General features: G+C 31.1%; 15 protein-coding genes. 12 read left to right on the forward strand and 3 right to left on the reverse strand.

The features are described 5' to 3' along the window. Positions 1-3: 3 nt before the first annotated feature. The 6 genes from atpA to LRR82_RS10300 all read left to right on the forward strand — a co-directional run bounded on the left by atpA (position 4) and on the right by LRR82_RS10300 (position 10,160). On the forward strand, positions 4-1,527 hold the full coding sequence (gene atpA / locus LRR82_RS10275) for a F0F1 ATP synthase subunit alpha (protein ID WP_249029354.1): 1,524 nt from the start codon (positions 4-6) through the stop codon (positions 1,525-1,527). 6 nt (positions 1,528-1,533) lie between these two features. Next, on the forward strand, positions 1,534-2,382 hold the full coding sequence (gene atpG, locus LRR82_RS10280) for an ATP synthase F1 subunit gamma (protein ID WP_249029355.1): 849 nt from the start codon (positions 1,534-1,536) through the stop codon (positions 2,380-2,382). Positions 2,383-2,399: 17 nt separating this feature from the next. Then, entirely contained in the window at positions 2,400-3,800 is a 1,401-nt protein-coding gene (gene atpD / locus LRR82_RS10285; RefSeq protein ID WP_249029356.1) for a F0F1 ATP synthase subunit beta, read from the forward strand. After that, the gene (locus LRR82_RS10290; protein ID WP_249029357.1) at positions 3,800-4,201 is read left to right on the forward strand and encodes a F0F1 ATP synthase subunit epsilon; all 402 of its coding nucleotides are present in this window, start codon (positions 3,800-3,802) and stop codon (positions 4,199-4,201) included. The genes atpD and LRR82_RS10290 overlap by 1 nt, the downstream gene beginning before the upstream one ends. A gap of 200 nt (positions 4,202-4,401) precedes the next feature. Beyond that, positions 4,402-8,472, forward strand: coding sequence for a diguanylate cyclase domain-containing protein (locus tag LRR82_RS10295; protein WP_249029358.1), 4,071 nt, complete (start codon positions 4,402-4,404; stop codon positions 8,470-8,472). Between the two features lie 170 nt (positions 8,473-8,642). Further along, positions 8,643-10,160, forward strand: a complete 1,518-nt coding sequence (locus LRR82_RS10300) for an IS1182 family transposase (RefSeq protein ID WP_249029072.1) — start codon at positions 8,643-8,645, stop codon at positions 10,158-10,160. Between the two features lie 205 nt (positions 10,161-10,365). On the opposite strand, the gene LRR82_RS10305 is transcribed toward LRR82_RS10300, so the two are convergent. Further along, positions 10,366-11,601, reverse strand: a complete 1,236-nt coding sequence (locus tag LRR82_RS10305; protein WP_249029359.1) for a C40 family peptidase — start codon at positions 11,599-11,601, stop codon at positions 10,366-10,368. Between the two features lie 113 nt (positions 11,602-11,714). Between LRR82_RS10305 and LRR82_RS10310 the strand changes: the two genes are divergently transcribed. Continuing rightward, complete coding sequence (locus LRR82_RS10310) at positions 11,715-12,710, forward strand: glycoside hydrolase family 25 protein (protein WP_249029360.1); 996 nt, start codon at positions 11,715-11,717, stop codon at positions 12,708-12,710. Here the strand turns inward: LRR82_RS10310 and LRR82_RS10315 are convergent. Next, the gene (locus LRR82_RS10315) at positions 12,699-13,205 is read right to left on the reverse strand and encodes a ferritin family protein (protein WP_249029361.1); all 507 of its coding nucleotides are present in this window, start codon (positions 13,203-13,205) and stop codon (positions 12,699-12,701) included. The genes LRR82_RS10310 and LRR82_RS10315 overlap by 12 nt on opposite strands. Positions 13,206-13,248: 43 nt before the next feature. Beyond that, positions 13,249-13,746 carry a GNAT family N-acetyltransferase gene (locus LRR82_RS10320; RefSeq protein ID WP_249029362.1) on the reverse strand — a complete coding sequence of 166 codons (498 nt, stop codon included), beginning with the start codon at positions 13,744-13,746 and terminating at the stop codon, positions 13,249-13,251. A gap of 104 nt (positions 13,747-13,850) precedes the next feature. Here LRR82_RS10320 and LRR82_RS10325 point away from each other — a divergent pair, with 104 nt between their 5' ends. The 5 genes from LRR82_RS10325 to dnaB are packed head-to-tail and all read left to right on the forward strand — an operon-like array spanning position 13,851 to position 19,001. After that, complete coding sequence (locus LRR82_RS10325) at positions 13,851-14,618, forward strand: HD domain-containing protein (RefSeq protein WP_249029363.1); 768 nt, start codon at positions 13,851-13,853, stop codon at positions 14,616-14,618. Continuing rightward, entirely contained in the window at positions 14,608-15,159 is a 552-nt protein-coding gene (locus tag LRR82_RS10330; RefSeq protein WP_249029364.1) for a hypothetical protein, read from the forward strand. The genes LRR82_RS10325 and LRR82_RS10330 overlap by 11 nt, the downstream gene beginning before the upstream one ends. Before the next feature lie 55 nt (positions 15,160-15,214). After that, positions 15,215-17,173, forward strand: a complete 1,959-nt coding sequence (locus tag LRR82_RS10335) for a GGDEF domain-containing protein (protein ID WP_249029365.1) — start codon at positions 15,215-15,217, stop codon at positions 17,171-17,173. Beyond that, entirely contained in the window at positions 17,173-17,619 is a 447-nt protein-coding gene (gene rplI, locus LRR82_RS10340; protein WP_249029366.1) for a 50S ribosomal protein L9, read from the forward strand. The genes LRR82_RS10335 and rplI overlap by 1 nt, the downstream gene beginning before the upstream one ends. Before the next feature lie 11 nt (positions 17,620-17,630). Next, positions 17,631-19,001 (forward strand): replicative DNA helicase, encoded by a 1,371-nt coding sequence (dnaB, locus tag LRR82_RS10345; RefSeq protein ID WP_249029367.1) that lies wholly within the window; start codon positions 17,631-17,633, stop codon positions 18,999-19,001. The last annotated feature ends 7 nt before the right edge of the window (positions 19,002-19,008 follow it).

A 19,008-nucleotide genomic window follows, 5' to 3' on the forward strand; every position in this document is an offset into this window, starting at 1 on the left:
TAAGTGGGGCTTAGACCAGATGAAATAAGTGCTTTAATCAAAGAACAGATTAAAAACTTTGATAACGTATTAGAATTAAAAGACGTCGGTTCTGTTATGACAGTAGGTGACGGAGTTAGTTTAGTACATGGACTAGATAGCGCAATGCTTGGTGAATTACTATTATTCCCTAATAATGTTTATGGAATGGTAATGAACTTAGATGAAGATGCAGTAGGTGCTGTATTATTAGGTGAAGAAAGTACGATTAAAGAAGGAGACGAAGTTAAACGTACTGGAAAAATCATCGAGATTCCGGTTGGGGATCAAATGTTAGGTAGAGTTGTGAATCCTTTAGGACAACCAATTGATGGTTTAGGGGAAATTGATTTAACAACAACAAGACCAATTGAACGTGTAGCTAGTGGGGTTATGACAAGAAAGTCAGTAGATCAACCATTACAAACAGGGATTACTTCTATTGATGCGATTATTCCTATTGGTAGAGGACAACGTGAGTTAATCATTGGAGATCGTCAAACAGGTAAAACTGCAATTGCTATTGATACAATCTTAAACCAAAAAGATCAAGATATCTTATGTGTTTATGTTGCTATTGGACAAAAGAATTCAACAGTAGCACAAATTGTAGAAAAACTAAGACAAGGTGGAGCATTAGAATATACAACAATCGTATCTGCTAGTGCATCAGAACTTGCACCAGTACAATATATTGCTCCTTATGCAGGGGTAACAATTGCTGAAGAATGGTTAGAACAAGGAAAAGATGTCTTAATCGTATATGATGATTTATCAAAACATGCGGTAGCATATCGTACAGTGTCTTTATTATTAAAACGTCCACCAGGTCGTGAAGCATATCCTGGAGATGTATTCTATTTACACAGTAGATTATTAGAACGTGCATGTCGTTTAAATGAAGAAAATGGTGGAGGATCAATTACTGCTTTACCAATCATTGAAACACAAGCGGGAGATATTTCTGCATATATTCCAACGAATGTAATTTCTATTACAGATGGACAAATATTCTTACAACAAGAACTATTTAACTCAGGATTCCGTCCTGCAATCGATACAGGTTTATCAGTAAGCCGTGTAGGATCAGCAGCACAAATCAAAGCAATGAAGCAAGTATCGGGATCATTAAAACTAGAATTAGCACAGTTTGCTGAAATGCAAGCATTTGCTCAATTTGGTTCTGACTTAGATGCTGCTACAAAAGCTACATTAGACCATGGTCAAAAAGTACGTGAAGTATTAAAACAAGCACAATACTCACCACGTCTTGTAGAAGTACAAGTAGTTACTTTATTTGCTTTAAAACATGGGTTTACTAAGAAATTAGAAGTAGAAGATGTAAATGAATTTATGGATTCTTTAGTAGAAAATATTCAAATGACTCATCCTGAATATTTAGCAGAAATTAAAACACAAAAAGTAATTAGTAGTGAATTAGAAACAAGTTTAAAAGACGTAATGGAAGCTTTTGTAGAAAAATTCTTAAAATTAAAGGCAAAGGGGTAATCGCTTATGCCTGGAATGCAAGAGATAAAACGTCGAATTAAATCTGTCGATTCTACTAAAAAGATTACGAAAGCAATGGAGTTAGTAGCAACATCAAAGCTTCGTAAAACTAGAAATCAATTAGAAGAGTTAAAACCTTATTATTCTACGGTTCGTCAAACAGTTGGTGAAATATTAGAAAGTAATAAAGGATTAGATGATAGTGCATTCTTAAAAGTAAATCAAGAAGGGAAGACTGTTTATATTGTAATTAGTTCTAGTTTAGGACTATGTGGTGGATATAACGCGAATGTAATTAAAACAGTATCTAACCTTATTGATAATGATAATTGTGTTTATACGATTGGTACTAAAATAGAACGTTATATGAAAAGAACTGGTGGAGACTATGTTGATACTTATGCTGATTTAAATACAACGTTGGATTTTGATACGGTTATTAAGATGGTAGATAGTCTTTGTCAACAGTATAAAAACAAAGAAATTGAAAGTATTAAAATTGTATATACTGAGTTTATCAATAACTTAACATTTACACCAAGAGTAGTAACACTACTACCGGTAGATACAAGTGAATTTGAAGATATTCAAGTATCTAACAAATATACATTATTTGAACCAACTCCTGGAGCTGTATTAGATGCATTAATTCCACAATACATGCAAGGATTGATTTATGGATACTTAGTAGAATCAGTAACTAGTGAAAATGCATCAAGACGTACTTCAATGGAAAATGCGACAGATAATGCAGTAGAACTAACAGATCAATTATTATTAAAATACAATCAAGCTAGACAAACAGCGATTACGAATGAAATTTCAGAAATCGTTGCTGGTGCGAATGCACAGTAAAGTGAAGGAGGTGCAATATGCCACAAAATATAGGAAAAGTAATCAGTGCTAGAGGGCCGATTTTAGATATCCAATTTAATGGATTTGAAAACTTGCCAGCACTAAATACTGCTATTTCACTGCAAAATGGAGATGATACATTAGTAGTAGAAGTTGCAGGTCATATCGGTGATGATGTTGTACGTTGTGTTGCCATGGGTCCTACGGACGGAGTTGTTCGTGGTATGGAAGCAATGGATACAGGAAATCCGATTGTTGTACCAGTTGGAGAAGATACATTAGGACGTATGTTTAATGTATTAGGAAACGCTATTGATGGAAAAGAAAATCTTGATGCAAGTGTAAAAAGAATGCCAATTCATCGTAGTGCCCCTAGTTATTCAGAGCAACGTACAGAAACAGAAATTTTAGAAACAGGGATTAAAGTAGTAGACTTAATTTGTCCATTTATTAAAGGTGGTAAAATTGGTTTATTTGGTGGTGCTGGTGTAGGGAAAACAGTATTAATCCAAGAATTTATTAATAATATTGCTACTGAACATGGTGGTTTATCAGTATTTGCGGGTGTTGGTGAACGTAGTCGTGAAGGTAATGATTTATATTATGAAATGAAAGAAAGTGGCGTTTTAAATAAAACGACATTAGTGTTTGGACAAATGAATGAACCACCAGGAGCACGTTTACGTGTTGCCTTAAGTGGGTTAACAATGGCAGAACATTTCCGTGATGAAGAAGGACAAGACGTATTATTATTCATTGATAATATCTTCCGTTTCACACAAGCTGGTTCAGAAGTATCTGCACTTTTAGGACGTGTTCCTTCTCAAGCTGGATACCAACCAACATTAGCTACCGAAATGGGTGCCTTGCAAGAACGTATTACATCAACAAAACAAGGATCAATCACTTCAGTACAAGCAGTATATGTACCTGCCGATGACTTAACTGACCCTGCTCCTGCTACTACATTTGCGCATCTTGATGCCAAAGTAGTATTAGATCGTTCTATTGCAGCATTAGGAATCTATCCTGCAGTAGATCCATTAAACTCTTCTTCTAGAGCATTAGATCCTCTAGTAGTAGGGCAAGAACATTATGAGGTAGCTCATGGTGTACAACAAATCTTACAACGTTTCCAAGAATTACAAGATATTATTGCAATTCTAGGAATGGATGAATTAGGTGAAGAAGATAAATTAACTGTTGCACGTGCAAGACGTGTGCGTAACTATTTATCACAACCATTTACAGTAGCTAGCCAGTTTACTGGAATGGATGGAAAATATGTCCGTGTAGAAGATACAATTAAAGGATTTAAAGAAATCTTAGAAGGTAAACATGATGATTTACCAGAACAAGCATTCCATAACGTAGGTTCTATTGAAGAAGCTATTGAAAAGGCGAAAACTTTACTGTAATGAAAAAATTTCGTTTAAAAATAGTTACTCCTAAAGGAATCTATCGTGATGAGGAAGTAGAGATGTTAAATCTTAGAACAACTTCTGGACAAATTGGAATTCTTGCAGACCACATGCCTTTGGCTGCTGGATTAGCAATCGGAGATATGAATTATCTTATTGAAGGTCAAAAAAAGCATTTTGCATTATCAGGTGGATTTGTTTATGTAAATGAAGAATGTACTACGATTATCGCGAATACAATAGAATCAAGTGAGGATATTGATTTAGATAGAGCTCAAAAAGCTCATGATCGTGCTACAAAAATAATGACACAAAAACAAGATCAAATCGATATGCTTAGAGCACAAAGAGCACTGCAAAGAGCAGTGACTCGTATAAGAGTAAAAGAATTAGGTTAGTGTTATCAATCATTCAAAATGGATAATTATCACTTAAATAAAAAGATAGCTTCGGCTATCTTTTTTGTCGTAAGAACTTTATGTGAAATGGATTATTTTGATAAAATCAACTAAATTCTATTTTTCTATTAGGTTATTGTATGATATCATATAGATAGGTATGGTTTTAAAGGGATAAGAAAAAGGGGAATTAATGTATTATGAGATATTTAAATATATTATATAAAGGACATCAAAACTTAATAGATATACTTGAACAAAATCAGTTTCAAGAAGAACATAATTGTCTAGTACGTATCCATACATCTAGTTTAGATACGTCTTTTGCAATGGACTTAGCAAGTAAAATAAAACAACTCTTGCCTTTTGCTAATGTGATTGGTTGTGCTACCAGTGGAGTAACATACCAGGGAGAAATCTATCCAACAGATACATTAATTTCGATTACAAGTTTTGAAAATGCAAAAGTATTTTCAGATATATGTTGTTTAAATCATAAAAATAAAGATAACTTAGCAAAATATATTTCCACTTCAGTCAATGATTTTGGTGCAACAAGTTCCTTTTTATTTTTAACATGCTTTGATATGCCAGTGACACATATGATACGTGACTTAGAAAAACAATCACCACAAACATCTTTTATTGGTGGATTAGCAGGTTATAGTGACGAAAAAACAGGTGCGATAGCAACCTATGTTTTTAATGATAAAGAATGTTATGACAATGGATATGTTGTAGGAGGTGTCAGTAAAGATTATGCTCTTTGCTATATGAATACGATTGTTGGACATGATCCTATATCAGATAGTCATGTTATTACAAAAGTGAATGGTAGTTATGTCGAAGAAATTGATAATCAAGAGTCATTACAATGGATTAAAGATCAATTAGGGTTAAAAGAATTAACAGAAAATAATCAATGGAGTGATACAGTACAATCAGATATTCTGCTTCGAATTCCACTCGTATTAGAAGGAGAAGAGGGTTCTAGTAGATTTGTACAATACGAACAAGCAAGCAATAAACTAATGTTATATTTTTCAGAATTACCAGCAGGACAAAAGTTTAGAATGGGATATTTAAGTACGGTTGCAAGTTTAACAGAATGGCAAAATACGTATATAGATTTACAAAATACATCAGTAGAATATATTTTTACTTATTCTTGTTTATTCCGTCGTATGTATTTAGATAATTTATCAAAAGTAGAATTACAACCATTTACGAATGATGATATCGCTGGTGCATTTATGTTAGGAGAATTTGGAACAAAAAATGATGTTTCACGATTCTATAATGGTACATGTTGTATTGTTACTTTTGCGGAAAAAGAAAATTACTTAAAAATTGCATTTCAGGATGCTAATTCTTTAGTTGATATACAAAACAATCAAAATTTAACATTAGACTTTCATGAGTTTAAAGATAGACTCGATAATAAGAAAGGAACATTAATACATCGAATAGAAAGTCGTGAAGAAGTTAGTAATCATATGTTTTTTGATACAAATTCTCAGTTTACCAAGACAATGTCGATGTTTGTGTTGGAACGTTTTCAAAATGATACATCGAAATTATGTTTGATAACAAACCATATAGTAGGTTTAGATAATAATAGAGTCGATGATAAAGATAAACGAATCGTTTTGCAAGAACTTATTGAAATATGTAAAGATTATTTAGAAAAGTTTAATGAAGGATTACAATTTGATTTCTATTATTTTACAGTAGACAGTTTCTTTTTTACAATTAGAGGAGAAAAGAATAATGTTAAAATCATAGAACTAACGAAAGCACTATATACTTATTTAAATAAGCAAGTAAATAAATATAAAACATATAAGATTTATAATTCGTTTACCATTTCTTTAGAAGTAGCAAAAATAGAAAATATGTTAGCTAGTCAATCAAAACCAAAGATAGAAGGATATAAGCATTGTTTTAGTATCTATCATGGAGAAGATCAAGTATCGTTACTTCAAAATGAATTTGAAATAGTTTCTACTTTAAAAAGTATTATAGAAAGACAAGTTATTGTCCCTTATGTACAAGGGATTTATGATAATAAAAAAGGGGAATTTGTAGGCTACGAAACGATTATGCGTTTAATATCGGATAGTGGGGAAGTACTATTTCCAGAAAACTTTTTTGATGTTGCAAAAAAATATGGCTTATATTTAGATTTAAATTATATCTTAGTTTCAAAAGTACTTGATTATATAGATGGTAAAGAAGAGATGGTTTTTATCAATGTAGGTAGACAAGACTTAGTTTCTAATGCATTTATTAAAATGGTGGGAGAAAAGCTTCATCAAAACAAAGTAGTCTTTGAAATCAATGATATAAAAGAATTTAGTGATATGCAAGAATTAGAAAAAGTAATTAGACAGTTTATGAAACTGGATATTAAATTTGGTATCAATGTAGTGGATAGCTTAGATATCAAGTGTTTAGAAGAAATGGAGAGTAAGAAATTAAGCATAGACTTTATTAAGATTCGTTCAAAACAATATACTAATATTCTAAATGATAGTACATGGAAATTAAGATTCTTCCATCTTAAAAGAATATTACATGCAGAAATGATGGTAAGAAATGTAGAAACGGCATCAATGCAAAAATCAGTCATTGAAAATTCAGTAAGATACACGCAAGGACCATTCTTTTCAACACCTATTCCATTGGAAGAAAGTTCGTCATTTTTCAAAACAAACGAAATGTCTATCGAGGACTATGATGAACAGGCATACCGAAAGAATAATAGAACATTAAAGAAACTATCTTTTGCAGGAATGATATTCATTGTCCTTTGTGCTTTTATTGGATCATGGGTATTTATAAACCAAAGCTATCATGTAGTAGAACAGATGAATGATGAGTTCTTGTTAGAACTAGCAACAAGCTCATCTAATCAAGTTTCAGCAACAGCAGAACGATATGTTGATGAACTTATTTTAGTGAGTGATAGTTTATTGCTAAATGGTTGGCAAGAAGATACGCTTATCGAGAATTTATCAGTTTATGATAATACGGCATTGTATGATGAAATTTATGTTTCTTATAATAATGCAGTTCCAGTAAATGCTTCAGGAGAACAATTAGTTGTAGATTGGAGTTTGGAAGGAGAATTAGAACCACTATATAGTGAAAGTAGTGGGGAATGGATTCAAGTTTTATCTTCAGCAATAGAACATAGTAGCTTAGAAGAAGTACTTTGTATGGTTCGTACTTTAGAAGATGAAGAAGGAAATATAGTACAGTTTTTTACAGTATATGATAAGACAAACTTTTTAAGTGCCATAGATATAGAAACATTTGGTGGACAAGCTTTTATACATTTATGTGAAGTAGATGGTAGTGCCATTATTATAAGTGGTGATAATAATAACTTGTTTATGGGTGGAGATATGTATGACTTTATTGATACTTTTGATTTTACAAATGAGTTAACAACAGATATTGTAAGAACAGATATGGAATCAGGTGATGTATCGTTGTTGAAGTATTTATTAAATGATCAAGAAAGAACAGCAGTGATGGTACCAATAGAAAATACAGATTGGTGTATTATTAGTATTATTATTGATGCTACGGTTTTGGATTTTGCGGATACAATGAGTAATATGGCTTTAACATTTGTAAGTGGTATGTTGGTTATTTTTATGGGTTATATTATATTAGTATGTATGATAGAAGGTAGATATAGCAAAGCATTATCAAAGTCATTAGAAATGAGTAAACGATTAACACATTCTCTTAAAACAAATATGGAAATTGATCCTTTGACTAGGTTATATAGCCGTGTAGCTGCAGAAGAAAAGATAGCAGAAGTTGTTATGAAGGATAGTTTATTTGGAGCAAATGTATTGGTTTATGTAGATGTGGATAATTTTAAAACAATTAATGATACCTATGGTCATAAAACAGGTGATATCTATTTACAAGAAGTATCTTTGGCTATGAAGTCAAATGTTAGAAATAATGATATTATTGGGCGATTAGGTGGCGATGAATTTGTGATGTTATTAAAAGGTGTGGAAGGAAAAGAAGATCTTCAAAGTATTCTTGATCGTGTTTTAGAAGGCGTGAATGCTGTTGAAATTAAGGGAGTTTCTTTAGATGCAGTTTCCATTAGTGTTGGAATTGTGTTTGTTCCTAGAGGTGGAGGATCTTATGAAGAGCTTTCACATAAAGCAGATACAGCTCTTTATATGGCAAAACTAGCAGGTAAAAATAAGTACGTATTCTATGATGAAATAAATAATTAAAAGAAGAGGCTGTAACGCATTAATAAAATAAGATTTGTTTACATTATGGAAAAAGGCGCAGAATTCAAGATGAATTCTAACGCCTTTTTTGGTATAATAATTGTATGGAAAACTCGACTTTAACATACAATACTACACCAATTTCCATAACCTATAATAGCACATTCCAAATGAAATTACCATTAGACATTTACACGGTTTTACCTAATGATGATTACTTAACATCTTTCGTAGAAATTATGAAAGGACTTGATGTTGCCAAGTATTTGAGCCAACCTTTCCCTCATGTAGGGAATAAGGGATACGACCCTAAAATGATGTTGAATGTTGTCCTGTTTGGATTCATGGAGAAGGTACCTAGTCTAAGAGAACTAGAAAAATTATGTCGTACAGATATTCGTTATATTTATTTAGCTGATGGTTCTACACCTAGTCATCAGTCTTTTAAGCGTTTCATGGATAAGTATTTAAAAGTACAAGTGAGAGATATTTTTTATGATATTAATGAACGATTAAAAGCACTTGACAACATAGATACTTCAGCGCTTTATATCGATGGTACAAAGATAGAAGCGAACGCAAAAAAGAACAGCTTTGTATGGAAGAAAGCAACAATAGGATATCAAGCAAAATTGTTTGATAAGGTATCAAAAATACTACCTGATATAAACAAATTAGTTTCTACTAGTTATTCTATTCAACCTCGTTATTCATCTCTATTGCTTGGCGAGATAGCTGATAGACTAATGAAGGAAGCAACTGCTCAAGGAATAACGTTTGTTTATGGAAAAGGAACAAGAAAAAGCTTATTACAACGAGTTTTTGATGATGTTCTAAGTTACTATCTATCTGCTAGTAAGTATGAAGAACAGTTAAAAATATGTGGGGATAGAAATAGTTACTCTAAAACAGATCATGACGCAACTATGATGAATATGAAGTATGACTATTATAATCAAACTGGAGTCTTTAAACCAGGCTACAATATACAAATAGGAGTCAGTGACGAATACATCATGCATCTAGATATTTATAGTAATCCAACCGACACAAAAACATTTATCCCATTTATGGAACGCTATAAAGAATATTATGGAGAATTACCAACATATCCTGTTGGAGATGCAGGATATGGAAGTTATGATAATTATATGTACTGTATAAAAAATGGAATGAATTTATCTATGAAGTATAATTATTATGCGATAAAGAATAGTACAAAGTTTAAAAAGAAAATATATCATATACTAAATTTCAAGAAAGATGAAAAAGGAAAATATGTATGTCCTCAAGGACATACATTCAATATAGATGAAGGGGAAGTATACAATGAAAAAGGAGTATATACCCAAGTACATAGTCGATATAGTTGTGGGAAATGCCATAATTGTCCAGTAAAAAATAAGTGTACAAAATCAACAGGAGAAAGAGTCCTCAACATAAATGTAACTCTTAATCAAATGCAAGAAGAAGTGGATGAAATATTATCTACTGAATTAGGGAAACAATTAAAATCAAATAGATCAAGTCAAGCAGAAGGAACATTTGGTTTAATAAAACAAGACCTTGGATATCAAAGAATACGAAGAAGAAAAACAGAAAATGTGAAATTAGAACTCATGTTACTGTCAATAGGATATAATTTGCGAAAATATCATCATAAAAAACACAGGAACGCTACGCACTAATTTAGATAAATAAGAAAATGAAAGAACGAAAAACGTGTTCTACTTTTTATTATGTCCCAAAATGTGAATAACTTCTTATTTTTTTCTGATTAACATAAATTCCTAAAAATAAGGGTAGCAAACTAAAAAAAGGCTAACGCCAAAGATTTAAAAATCTTTATGCGTTACAGCCTCTTCTTATAATAAAAAGGAATCCTTCGATTCCTTAATATAAACGTCGATAATTACAAACTCCTAAAGCTGCATCTAAAGATGCTAAAGAACTGATTTTTACACATTCATTTACTTTATTACCTAGGGTTGTCGATCCATAACCTGATGCATGAATTACCATGCCATTACCAATATAAATACCAATATGGAAGACAGTCCCAGAACCACCATTAAAGGTAACTACATCACCAGCTTGTAAATTACTATAGCTAACAGCAGTACCCATTTTAGAATAACCATTTGCTGTTGTACGAACAATACTAACACCAGCTTGACGATGAGCCCAAGCTACTAAACCAGAACAGTCAAAGTAAATAGCGTTAGGATTATCTAATCCTTGACCATCACCATAACCCCCTCCTGGTGCTCCCCACCAGTATAAACATCCAAGTTTAGATATTGCAAGTTCAGCAATCGCATTTCCAAGTTCCGAATCACCAGGTTCATAACTACTGCTCGAACCAGTACTACTTGATGTATTTAAGGCAGCGAATGATGCAGAAATCGCATCTTCTACAATTTTCATATCATCTGACAAGGCATCAGAGGATGCTGTTGCAGATTCTAATAGCGCAAGTTGTTCATCGAATAAAGCATTATATTCCGCTTGTAATGTAACTTGTGCTTCTTTATCAGCTTCTAAAGAAATAAGTGTTTCGGACATTAAATCTTTTTGATCATCTAATTGAGCTTTATCTAAAAGTAAGCTTTCAATTAATTCATTATCATAAGCAGTTAATTCATTAATACTACTAATACGTGAAAACATATCGGAAAAGCTACTAGAACTAAAGATAAATTGTAAGAAAGAATCACTATTCATATAAGATTGCATCGCATACATGCGTTCTTTAATTGTATCTTCTTTTGTTTCAATATCTTCTTCTAAATTAACAATAGAAGCATTTAAGTATTCTAATTGTTTTTCTTGTTCTTCAATAGCAGTTTCTGTTTCTTCTATTTGACTAGCAATACTAGTAAGACTAGTTTCAAGAGAATCTAATTCATCTTCTGCATCATCAATATCATCTTGTAAATCATCACTCTTTTCAGTCAAATAACTACTAAAATCACGACAAGTATCAATTTGACTAGAAGATAAAGTACTTGATGAACATAACGTATAATAATAATCTTCATCATCAGCAAAATCATCAGCACTAACATTATTAGGGAAACAAACAATCAATAAACAAATAGCAATGATTGTTACTAATATTTTTTTCATCTGACCACCTCATCTTTCCAACATATTATAACATAGATAGACAAACAGGAAAATGAAAAGATAACTTTAACATATTTTAAGATAGTCACATATACTAACTTGAGGAGGTTACAATGATAACAAAAGGAATTGATGTTTCTCAATATCAAGGCATGATTGATTGGGAAACAGTAAAAAGAGAAATAGACTATGCAATTATAAGAGTAGGTTATGGACAAGATCAAGAAGATCAAGATGATAAAATGTTTCAACGGAATATAACAGAATGTACTCGTTTAAAAATACCCTTTGGAGTATATTTATATTCTTATGCTAGAACTACTAGCCAAGCAGTTGGGGAAGCAAATCATGTTTTACGACTAATACGAGGATATAAGCTAGATTATCCTGTCTATTATGATTTAGAAGATGAAAAAACAACCGGACAAGAAAGTAATGAACAAATAGCATTAATAGCAAAAACATTTGGAGATATCTTAGAAAAAGAAAACTATTATGTTGGAATCTATTCTTCATTTAGTTGGTTTCAAACAAAATTAATAGATCCTATTTTTTCACAATATACCAAGTGGATAGCAAGATATAGCAAAGAATTGAATTATAATGGTAGTGTTGGAATGTGGCAATATAGTGATGATGGTAGAGTTCGTGGGATTCAAGGACCAGTTGATTTAAATGAATGTTATGTTGATTTTCCTAGTCGTATGAAACAATTAGGATTAAATGGATATCAACAAATGTATCAAATAAAAGACATGGTATTATTCCATCATGTCTTCTTAACGTCAAAAAGTACGACACCATTAAAACCATATCAAACAATAGGGACAATTACTAAGATTGTACCAAATGCTAGAAATCCTTATTTAATAGGAAAGGATCAAGGATGGGTAAATAATCAAGTAATAGAAGCTAGAGTTATTTATTTAAGTAATCCTGATTATATTGGTAATTCTATAGTAGATGGACTAAAAGAAATAGGAGCAGATTCTTCTTTTTCAAATCGGACTCGAATTGCTATGTTGAATGGGATCCAGGATTATAGCGGGACTAGCAAACAAAATGAAGAATTATTACAATTATTAAAAAATGGAAAATTATTGAGTTAAAAGACAAGTAACATAAGTTTCATGTAAATTAGAGAGTAAATCAAGATGAATTAAATCTTCTTGTTTTATTCTCTCTAACAAATGGATAACGCTCTTATCTTTAATAGTATGAATAAGTGTGGTAGTATACTCAATAATTTGTATTTCTAAAAGAATACTATTCTTTAAAGCACAAATAGGATCAATATGATATTGACAATAAAAAGGATTCCAATAATCAATATGATCATTATCAATAGTCCATAACCTAGGTTCAATACCATATTGATAAACACAATCCATTAATAATTCTAAATGATTATTTTTAATCGCTTTTATATAAAAGAAAGTATCTTTTAATGATCCTTCAAAAACACAATAATGATATGTATACAAATGAAACACACTAGCCTTTGAATAAATACCAGCTAATAATTTTAATAAAGCTTCCCCATCTTCTCTATTTTTATTTAATAAGTGAACACAAGGATAAGGGCTATTTATTTTATAGTTCATTTTCTCACCTCTACATACTTTATGAGAAAACAAAAAAAGTATTCTAAGAAATACTTTTTTGAAAAGCCAAACGTAAGCCACCATCATCTAAATAAATAGTACCACAATGAATAAAACCATTTTTAGCTAAGAATGCTTGCATCCTTTTATTATCAGGATGGGTATCAATCTTAATATTTTTATAAGTTGGAAATAATGCAAAAGCTTGTTCTATACAATAAGTAGCTACTCCTTTAGAAAGTGCTTCTTTTTTAGTAGCAATACGATGAATAACAATACAAGGATCTAAGTTTAACCAAGCTCCCTCAATATAATCATACGATGCTTCTTTTCTAATACTAATCATACAACTAGCAAATACCCCACCATCTATTTCTACAACATAAGCTTCCTCATTTTTAATATCTTGAGCTACCACCTCTTTATTTGGATAACCATCTTGCCATTGATCAATCCCACTCGCTTTCATACTAGCTTTGGCATCATTTAAAATTTGTTCGACTGCATCTAAATCTTGTGTTGTTGTTTTTCTAAGTAACATATATAACCCCTCCTAAAACAATACAATAATAACATAAAAAATATGAAAAACCTATACTCTTCATAAACAATAAGCGGTATACTAAAGGAAGGTAGGTGAAGGATATGGAAATATATAAAAAAATGCATGATTATATGGAGTCCTATGATAAAAGCAATCCTAAAATCAAAATTAAAATTCAACATACATATAGTGTAGTAGCAAAAGCACAAGAAATAAGCAAATCATTATCTTTAAACAAAGAGGATACAAATCTAGCTATTATCATTGCTTTATTACATGATATTGGTCGTTTTGAACAATTAAAAAGATACAATAGTTTTATTGATCATTTAACAATAGATCATGCAAGTTTGGGAATTCAAATATTATTTGAAGAACATTTAATAGAACATTTTTTAGATACAAGAGAATATGATTCGATGATATATTACGCTATTGCTAACCATAATCGTTTAAAAATAGAACCAGGATTAGATAAAAGAACATTATTACATTGTAAAATAATAAGAGATGCAGATAAGTTAGATAATTTAGAAATAAAATGTAAACAAGATTTTGAAGATGTTTATGGAGTAACCAAAGAACAAGTATCCACCCAAACAATTAGTAAAAAAGTATATGATGCTTTAAATGAGCATCGTCAAATTAATGCAAGAGATAGAGTAACTGATTTAGATGTGTGGTTAACACATATTGGATTTGTTTATGATTTTAATTTTGCTTATAGTTTAAAAGAAACATTAGAAAATAATTATGCAAGTATTATTTTACATCAAATAGCGTGCAAAGATAAACAAACAGTACAACAAATAGAAGAGATTGATAAAGTAGTGAATCAATATATGAAGGAACAATTATATGAGAAATAATAAAACAAAACAATTAGTACAAGGAGCTTTTTTAGTAGCTTTATATGGTGTACTAGCAATTATTAATATTATGTTAGGAACTATCTTTGATATTATTTTTATTTATCTTATTTCTTTATTTTTTGTTTTATATACATATTCTTATGGTTTAAAGTATGCACTAACTGCTGCTTTTAGTAGTGCTTTTGTGTTGTTTATTGTAGGAGAGTTATATTTTTTATTTATGGGTATTGGAACTACACTTTGTTGTGTGTTTTATGGAAATAACCTAAGGAAACAAAATAGATTGGCTACTACTTATCTAAAGATTAGTTTAATGATAAAGAATGTTTTTATCTTTTTAGGGATAGAAAGTTTATTAGGATTGAATATGGTAGTGGATGGAATGGCGATGTTACAGGAATATATTCCTGGAGCATCCATATTATATTTCTATATACCAATGATTCTTATTTTATTTTTTATATCAATTATGGAGTCTAGAATCTTAGTAAGCTATACGAAAATATGCATGAGAAAATGGAATATCCAAACTAATTAATGAATTTTACCTTGAATTCGTGTATACTTATTACTAAGTAAAAGGAGTAATAAAGATGATTAATAGATTAAACAAGCTAAAAAATTTAATACTAATTATACTCTTTGTAGAGATTTTTATGTTTATAGGACTCTATATTTTTTCTTCTTCAATTATTACGGGTGCGATGGCAATTTATGTATTGCTTCGTAATACGGCAGCAATTGGAATATTTGTTTATGTTTTCCAAATGTTAGTAAGTAATAATATTGAAATTAGTGAAATAGTAGATAAGAATACAGATAATATTATGATCTTTGGAGGAGTTGGTTTAATTAGTTATGATGAAAATCGTAATATTAGTTGGACTAGTGATTTATTTGAAGAGTTAGATGTTCATTTGATTGGAACAAAGGTATTAGAGTGGCAACCACAATTAGCTTCTTTGTTTGAAGAAGATGATATTAAAACAATTGATATTGCTTCTAGAAAATATGAAGTATATCATAATATGTTAAGTAAATTATTTTATTTAAGAGATGTAACAGATTATTCTAATCTGTTACAAGATTATGAAGATCAACAAATATGTATGGCATATATTACAATTGATAATTATGATGAATCAATAGAACGTTCGGATGAACAAACAGTAGCATCGATTCAAACATTATCAAGACAAACTTTATTAGATTGGGCTTTAGAAAATGGGATTATTTTAAGAAGATATAAGAGTGATTGTTATATTGCGATTTTTAATGAACGTATTTATCAAAAACAAGCAGAACAACATTTCCCTATCTTAGATGAGTTTAAACAAAAAGCAGAACAATTAGATGTATTTATGTCGTTAAGTATTGGGATTGGAATCGAGAGTAAGATTTTAAGAGAATTAGATGAGATGGCTTTTGAAGCAGCTAGTTTATGTTATTCTCGTGGTGGAGATCAAGTTGCGGTAAAATCATTGAGTGATGATACTCGTTTCTTTGGAGGACATAGTGAGAATTTAGAGAAGTCAAATCGAGTTCGTGCTAGAGTTATTAGTCAATCTGTGGGTAATTTAATTAATAAGGCAAGAAATGTTATTATTATGGGACATAAGCAATCTGATTTTGATTCTTTAGGAGCATCGATTGCAATGCATGCAATGTGTCGTTCTTTAGGAAAAGAGAGTCATATTTTAGTAGATTTTGATTCTATGGAAGAAAAAACATTAGCAGTTGCAAGAAGCATGAAAGATGGGGATTATAGTGATATCTTCATTCAGGCAATGCAAGTTAGTGAGTTATGTGATGATGAAACATTATTAATTGTTGTAGATAATCATAAACCTACATTAGCAATTGATCGTGCGATATTTACTTATGTGACGAATGTTATTGTTATTGATCATCATCGTCGTGGACAAGAGTTTATTGATTTACCAATATTAGCTTATTTAGAACCTTCAGCTTCTTCTACCGTAGAATTGGTAGTAGAGTTATATGAATATCAAAGAGAAACGATTCAATTAACAGAATTAGAAGCTACTGTTTTATATACGGGAATGTTAGTGGATACAGGAAACTTTAAAAATAGAGTGGGTCCTAGAACTTTTGAAATGGCAGCAGTATTGAGAGAAATGCAAGCGGATGTTCGAGAAGCAAATAAATATTTAGAAGATGATTATCAAACAACAGTTGATAAATTAGAAATTACAAGAACTGCTTATTTATATGGAGAAGCAGTGTTGATAGCGTATGGTCAAGTTGATAAAATAAGGCCACGTACTTTGTTAGCGAAAGTAGGAAATGAGTTAATTTCCATAGCAGGAATTAAAGCAGTGTTTGTAGTAGGACATACGGATAAGAATCAAGTTTCAATTAGTGCTCGTAGTGTTGGGGATGTGAATGTGCAAGTGATTATGGAAAAACTTGGTGGAGGAGGACACTTCTCTATGGCGGCATGTCAAATTGAAAATACGACGATTCGAGAAGTAATTGGTAAGGTAGAAGGTGCGATAGAAGTATATCGTGAAGAAAGGGATAAATTATAATGAAAGTAATATTATTGCAAGATGTTAAAAATGTAGGTAAAAAAGGAGCAGTTGTGAAAGTAGCAGATGGCTATGGACAAAACTTCTTGATTAAAAATAAATTAGCGGTAGCAGCAACAGAGACTAGTCGTAAAGTATTAGATCATCAAATGGAAGAAGAAAAGAAATTAGAAGCACAGAAAAAGACGGATGCAGAAGAATTAAAGAAAGTATTAGAAGCAATTACGTTGGAGTTTCAATTAAAATCTGGTAAAGATGGACGTACTTTTGGAAGTATTTCTACTAAGAATATTGTAGAAGAATTAAGAGAGAAACATCAAATTAAAGTAGATAAAAGAAAATTTATTGATGCTCATACGGTAGGAGCATTAGGATATACGAAATTAAAGTTAGAATTATATAAAGGAGTTATTGCAACAATAACTGTTCATTTAACGGAAAAATAAGGAGAAAAAAGATGCAACCAAGAGTAGAACCACATGATATAGATGCAGAACAAGCTGTCTTAGGGGCTATGTTAATATCAAAAGATAAACGTAGTGAAGCAGTTACTGAGCTTACAACAAGTGACTTCTATGACAGTAGACATCAGCTTATTTATCAAGCAATTGAAGTAATGGAAGCAAAAAAAGAAGCAACGGATACAACAAATGTAGCTTCTTATTTAAATACGTCTGGTCATTTAGAAGCAGTGGGAGGAGTTGCTTATTTATTAGAACTAGCTAACTCTTTGCCTGTATTAGGACATACAAGCTATTATATTCGTACGTTACAAAATAAAGCAATGTTACGAAATATTATAACGGAATCATCTATTATTACAGCACAAGCTTATGAAGATGGAATTGATGTAGCAGACTTTTTAGCACAATCTGAAAAGCGTATTATGGCTGCAACAAAAAATCGTACTTCTGGTGAATTTAAAGAAATTGGAGAAGTGCTAGGTGAAATTAAACAAGAATTAATTATTTTATCGAAAAGTGATAATACTACTTCTGGGGTACCATCTGGCTTTGTTGCATTAGATGCAATTACACATGGGTTCCATCCTGGGGCATTGATTATCGTAGCAGCGAGACCAGCTATGGGGAAAACTGCTTTTGCGTTAAATTTAGTTCAAGCAGCAGCCCATGAATCACGTGATCCAGTAGTTTTATTTTCTTTAGAAATGGATGCAGCATCTTTATTAAAACGTATTATTTGTTCAACAGGATCGATTACTGGGGAAGATATTAAAACAGGTAATATTTTAAAAAGTGGTCCAGGGGAAGCAAAATATCAAGCAACAGTAGAAAAAGTATCGAAATGTAACTTATATATTGATGATAGTGGTGGTATTACAATTAATGATATTGCTGCAAAATGTCGTCAACTAAAGAGTCAAAAAGGTGGAATAAGGATGATTGTTGTAGATTATCTACAATTAATTAATGGTTCAGGTAATAAACCAGGAGATAATCGTCAACAAGAAGTATCTGAAATATCAAGACAATTAAAATCCTTAGCTAGAGAGTTAGAAGTACCAGTCATTGCATTAAGTCAGTTATCACGTGGGGTAGAAAGTCGTACAGACAAAAGACCAATGTTATCAGATTTACGTGAATCTGGAGCGATTGAACAGGATGCAGATATGGTTTCCTTTATTTATAGAGAAGGTTATTATAAAAAAACAGAGGATCAAAAAGATGATAATGGTTTAACAGAAATCATTATTGCAAAACACCGTAATGGACCAACAGGAACAATTCATTTAATGTTTGAAAATTCTTATAGCCGTTTTATAGGTGTTACAAAACAACAAATAGATGGAACAAAAGATGTTCGTTAAGAGGAGG

The sequence above is a fragment of the Tannockella kyphosi genome (assembly GCF_021054785.1).
In the GTDB taxonomy this organism is placed as follows: Bacteria; Bacillota_I; Bacilli_A; order Erysipelotrichales; family Coprobacillaceae; genus Tannockella; species Tannockella kyphosi.

Coding starts and splice junctions, on each gene's coding strand:
- dnaB (WP_249029367.1), top strand. CDS start 17,631: ATGCAACCAAGAGTAGAACCACATGATATAGATGCAGAACAAGCTGTC.
- atpD (WP_249029356.1), top strand. CDS start 2,400: ATGCCACAAAATATAGGAAAAGTAATCAGTGCTAGAGGGCCGATTTTA.
- rplI (WP_249029366.1), top strand. CDS start 17,173: ATGAAAGTAATATTATTGCAAGATGTTAAAAATGTAGGTAAAAAAGGA.
- LRR82_RS10310 (WP_249029360.1), top strand. CDS start 11,715: ATGATAACAAAAGGAATTGATGTTTCTCAATATCAAGGCATGATTGAT.
- LRR82_RS10325 (WP_249029363.1), top strand. CDS start 13,851: ATGGAAATATATAAAAAAATGCATGATTATATGGAGTCCTATGATAAA.
- LRR82_RS10315 (WP_249029361.1), bottom strand. CDS start 13,205: ATGAACTATAAAATAAATAGCCCTTATCCTTGTGTTCACTTATTAAAT.
- LRR82_RS10300 (WP_249029072.1), top strand. CDS start 8,643: ATGAAATTACCATTAGACATTTACACGGTTTTACCTAATGATGATTAC.
- LRR82_RS10335 (WP_249029365.1), top strand. CDS start 15,215: ATGATTAATAGATTAAACAAGCTAAAAAATTTAATACTAATTATACTC.
- LRR82_RS10290 (WP_249029357.1), top strand. CDS start 3,800: ATGAAAAAATTTCGTTTAAAAATAGTTACTCCTAAAGGAATCTATCGT.
- LRR82_RS10320 (WP_249029362.1), bottom strand. CDS start 13,746: ATGTTACTTAGAAAAACAACAACACAAGATTTAGATGCAGTCGAACAA.
- LRR82_RS10330 (WP_249029364.1), top strand. CDS start 14,608: ATGAGAAATAATAAAACAAAACAATTAGTACAAGGAGCTTTTTTAGTA.
- LRR82_RS10305 (WP_249029359.1), bottom strand. CDS start 11,601: ATGAAAAAAATATTAGTAACAATCATTGCTATTTGTTTATTGATTGTT.
- atpG (WP_249029355.1), top strand. CDS start 1,534: ATGCCTGGAATGCAAGAGATAAAACGTCGAATTAAATCTGTCGATTCT.
- LRR82_RS10295 (WP_249029358.1), top strand. CDS start 4,402: ATGAGATATTTAAATATATTATATAAAGGACATCAAAACTTAATAGAT.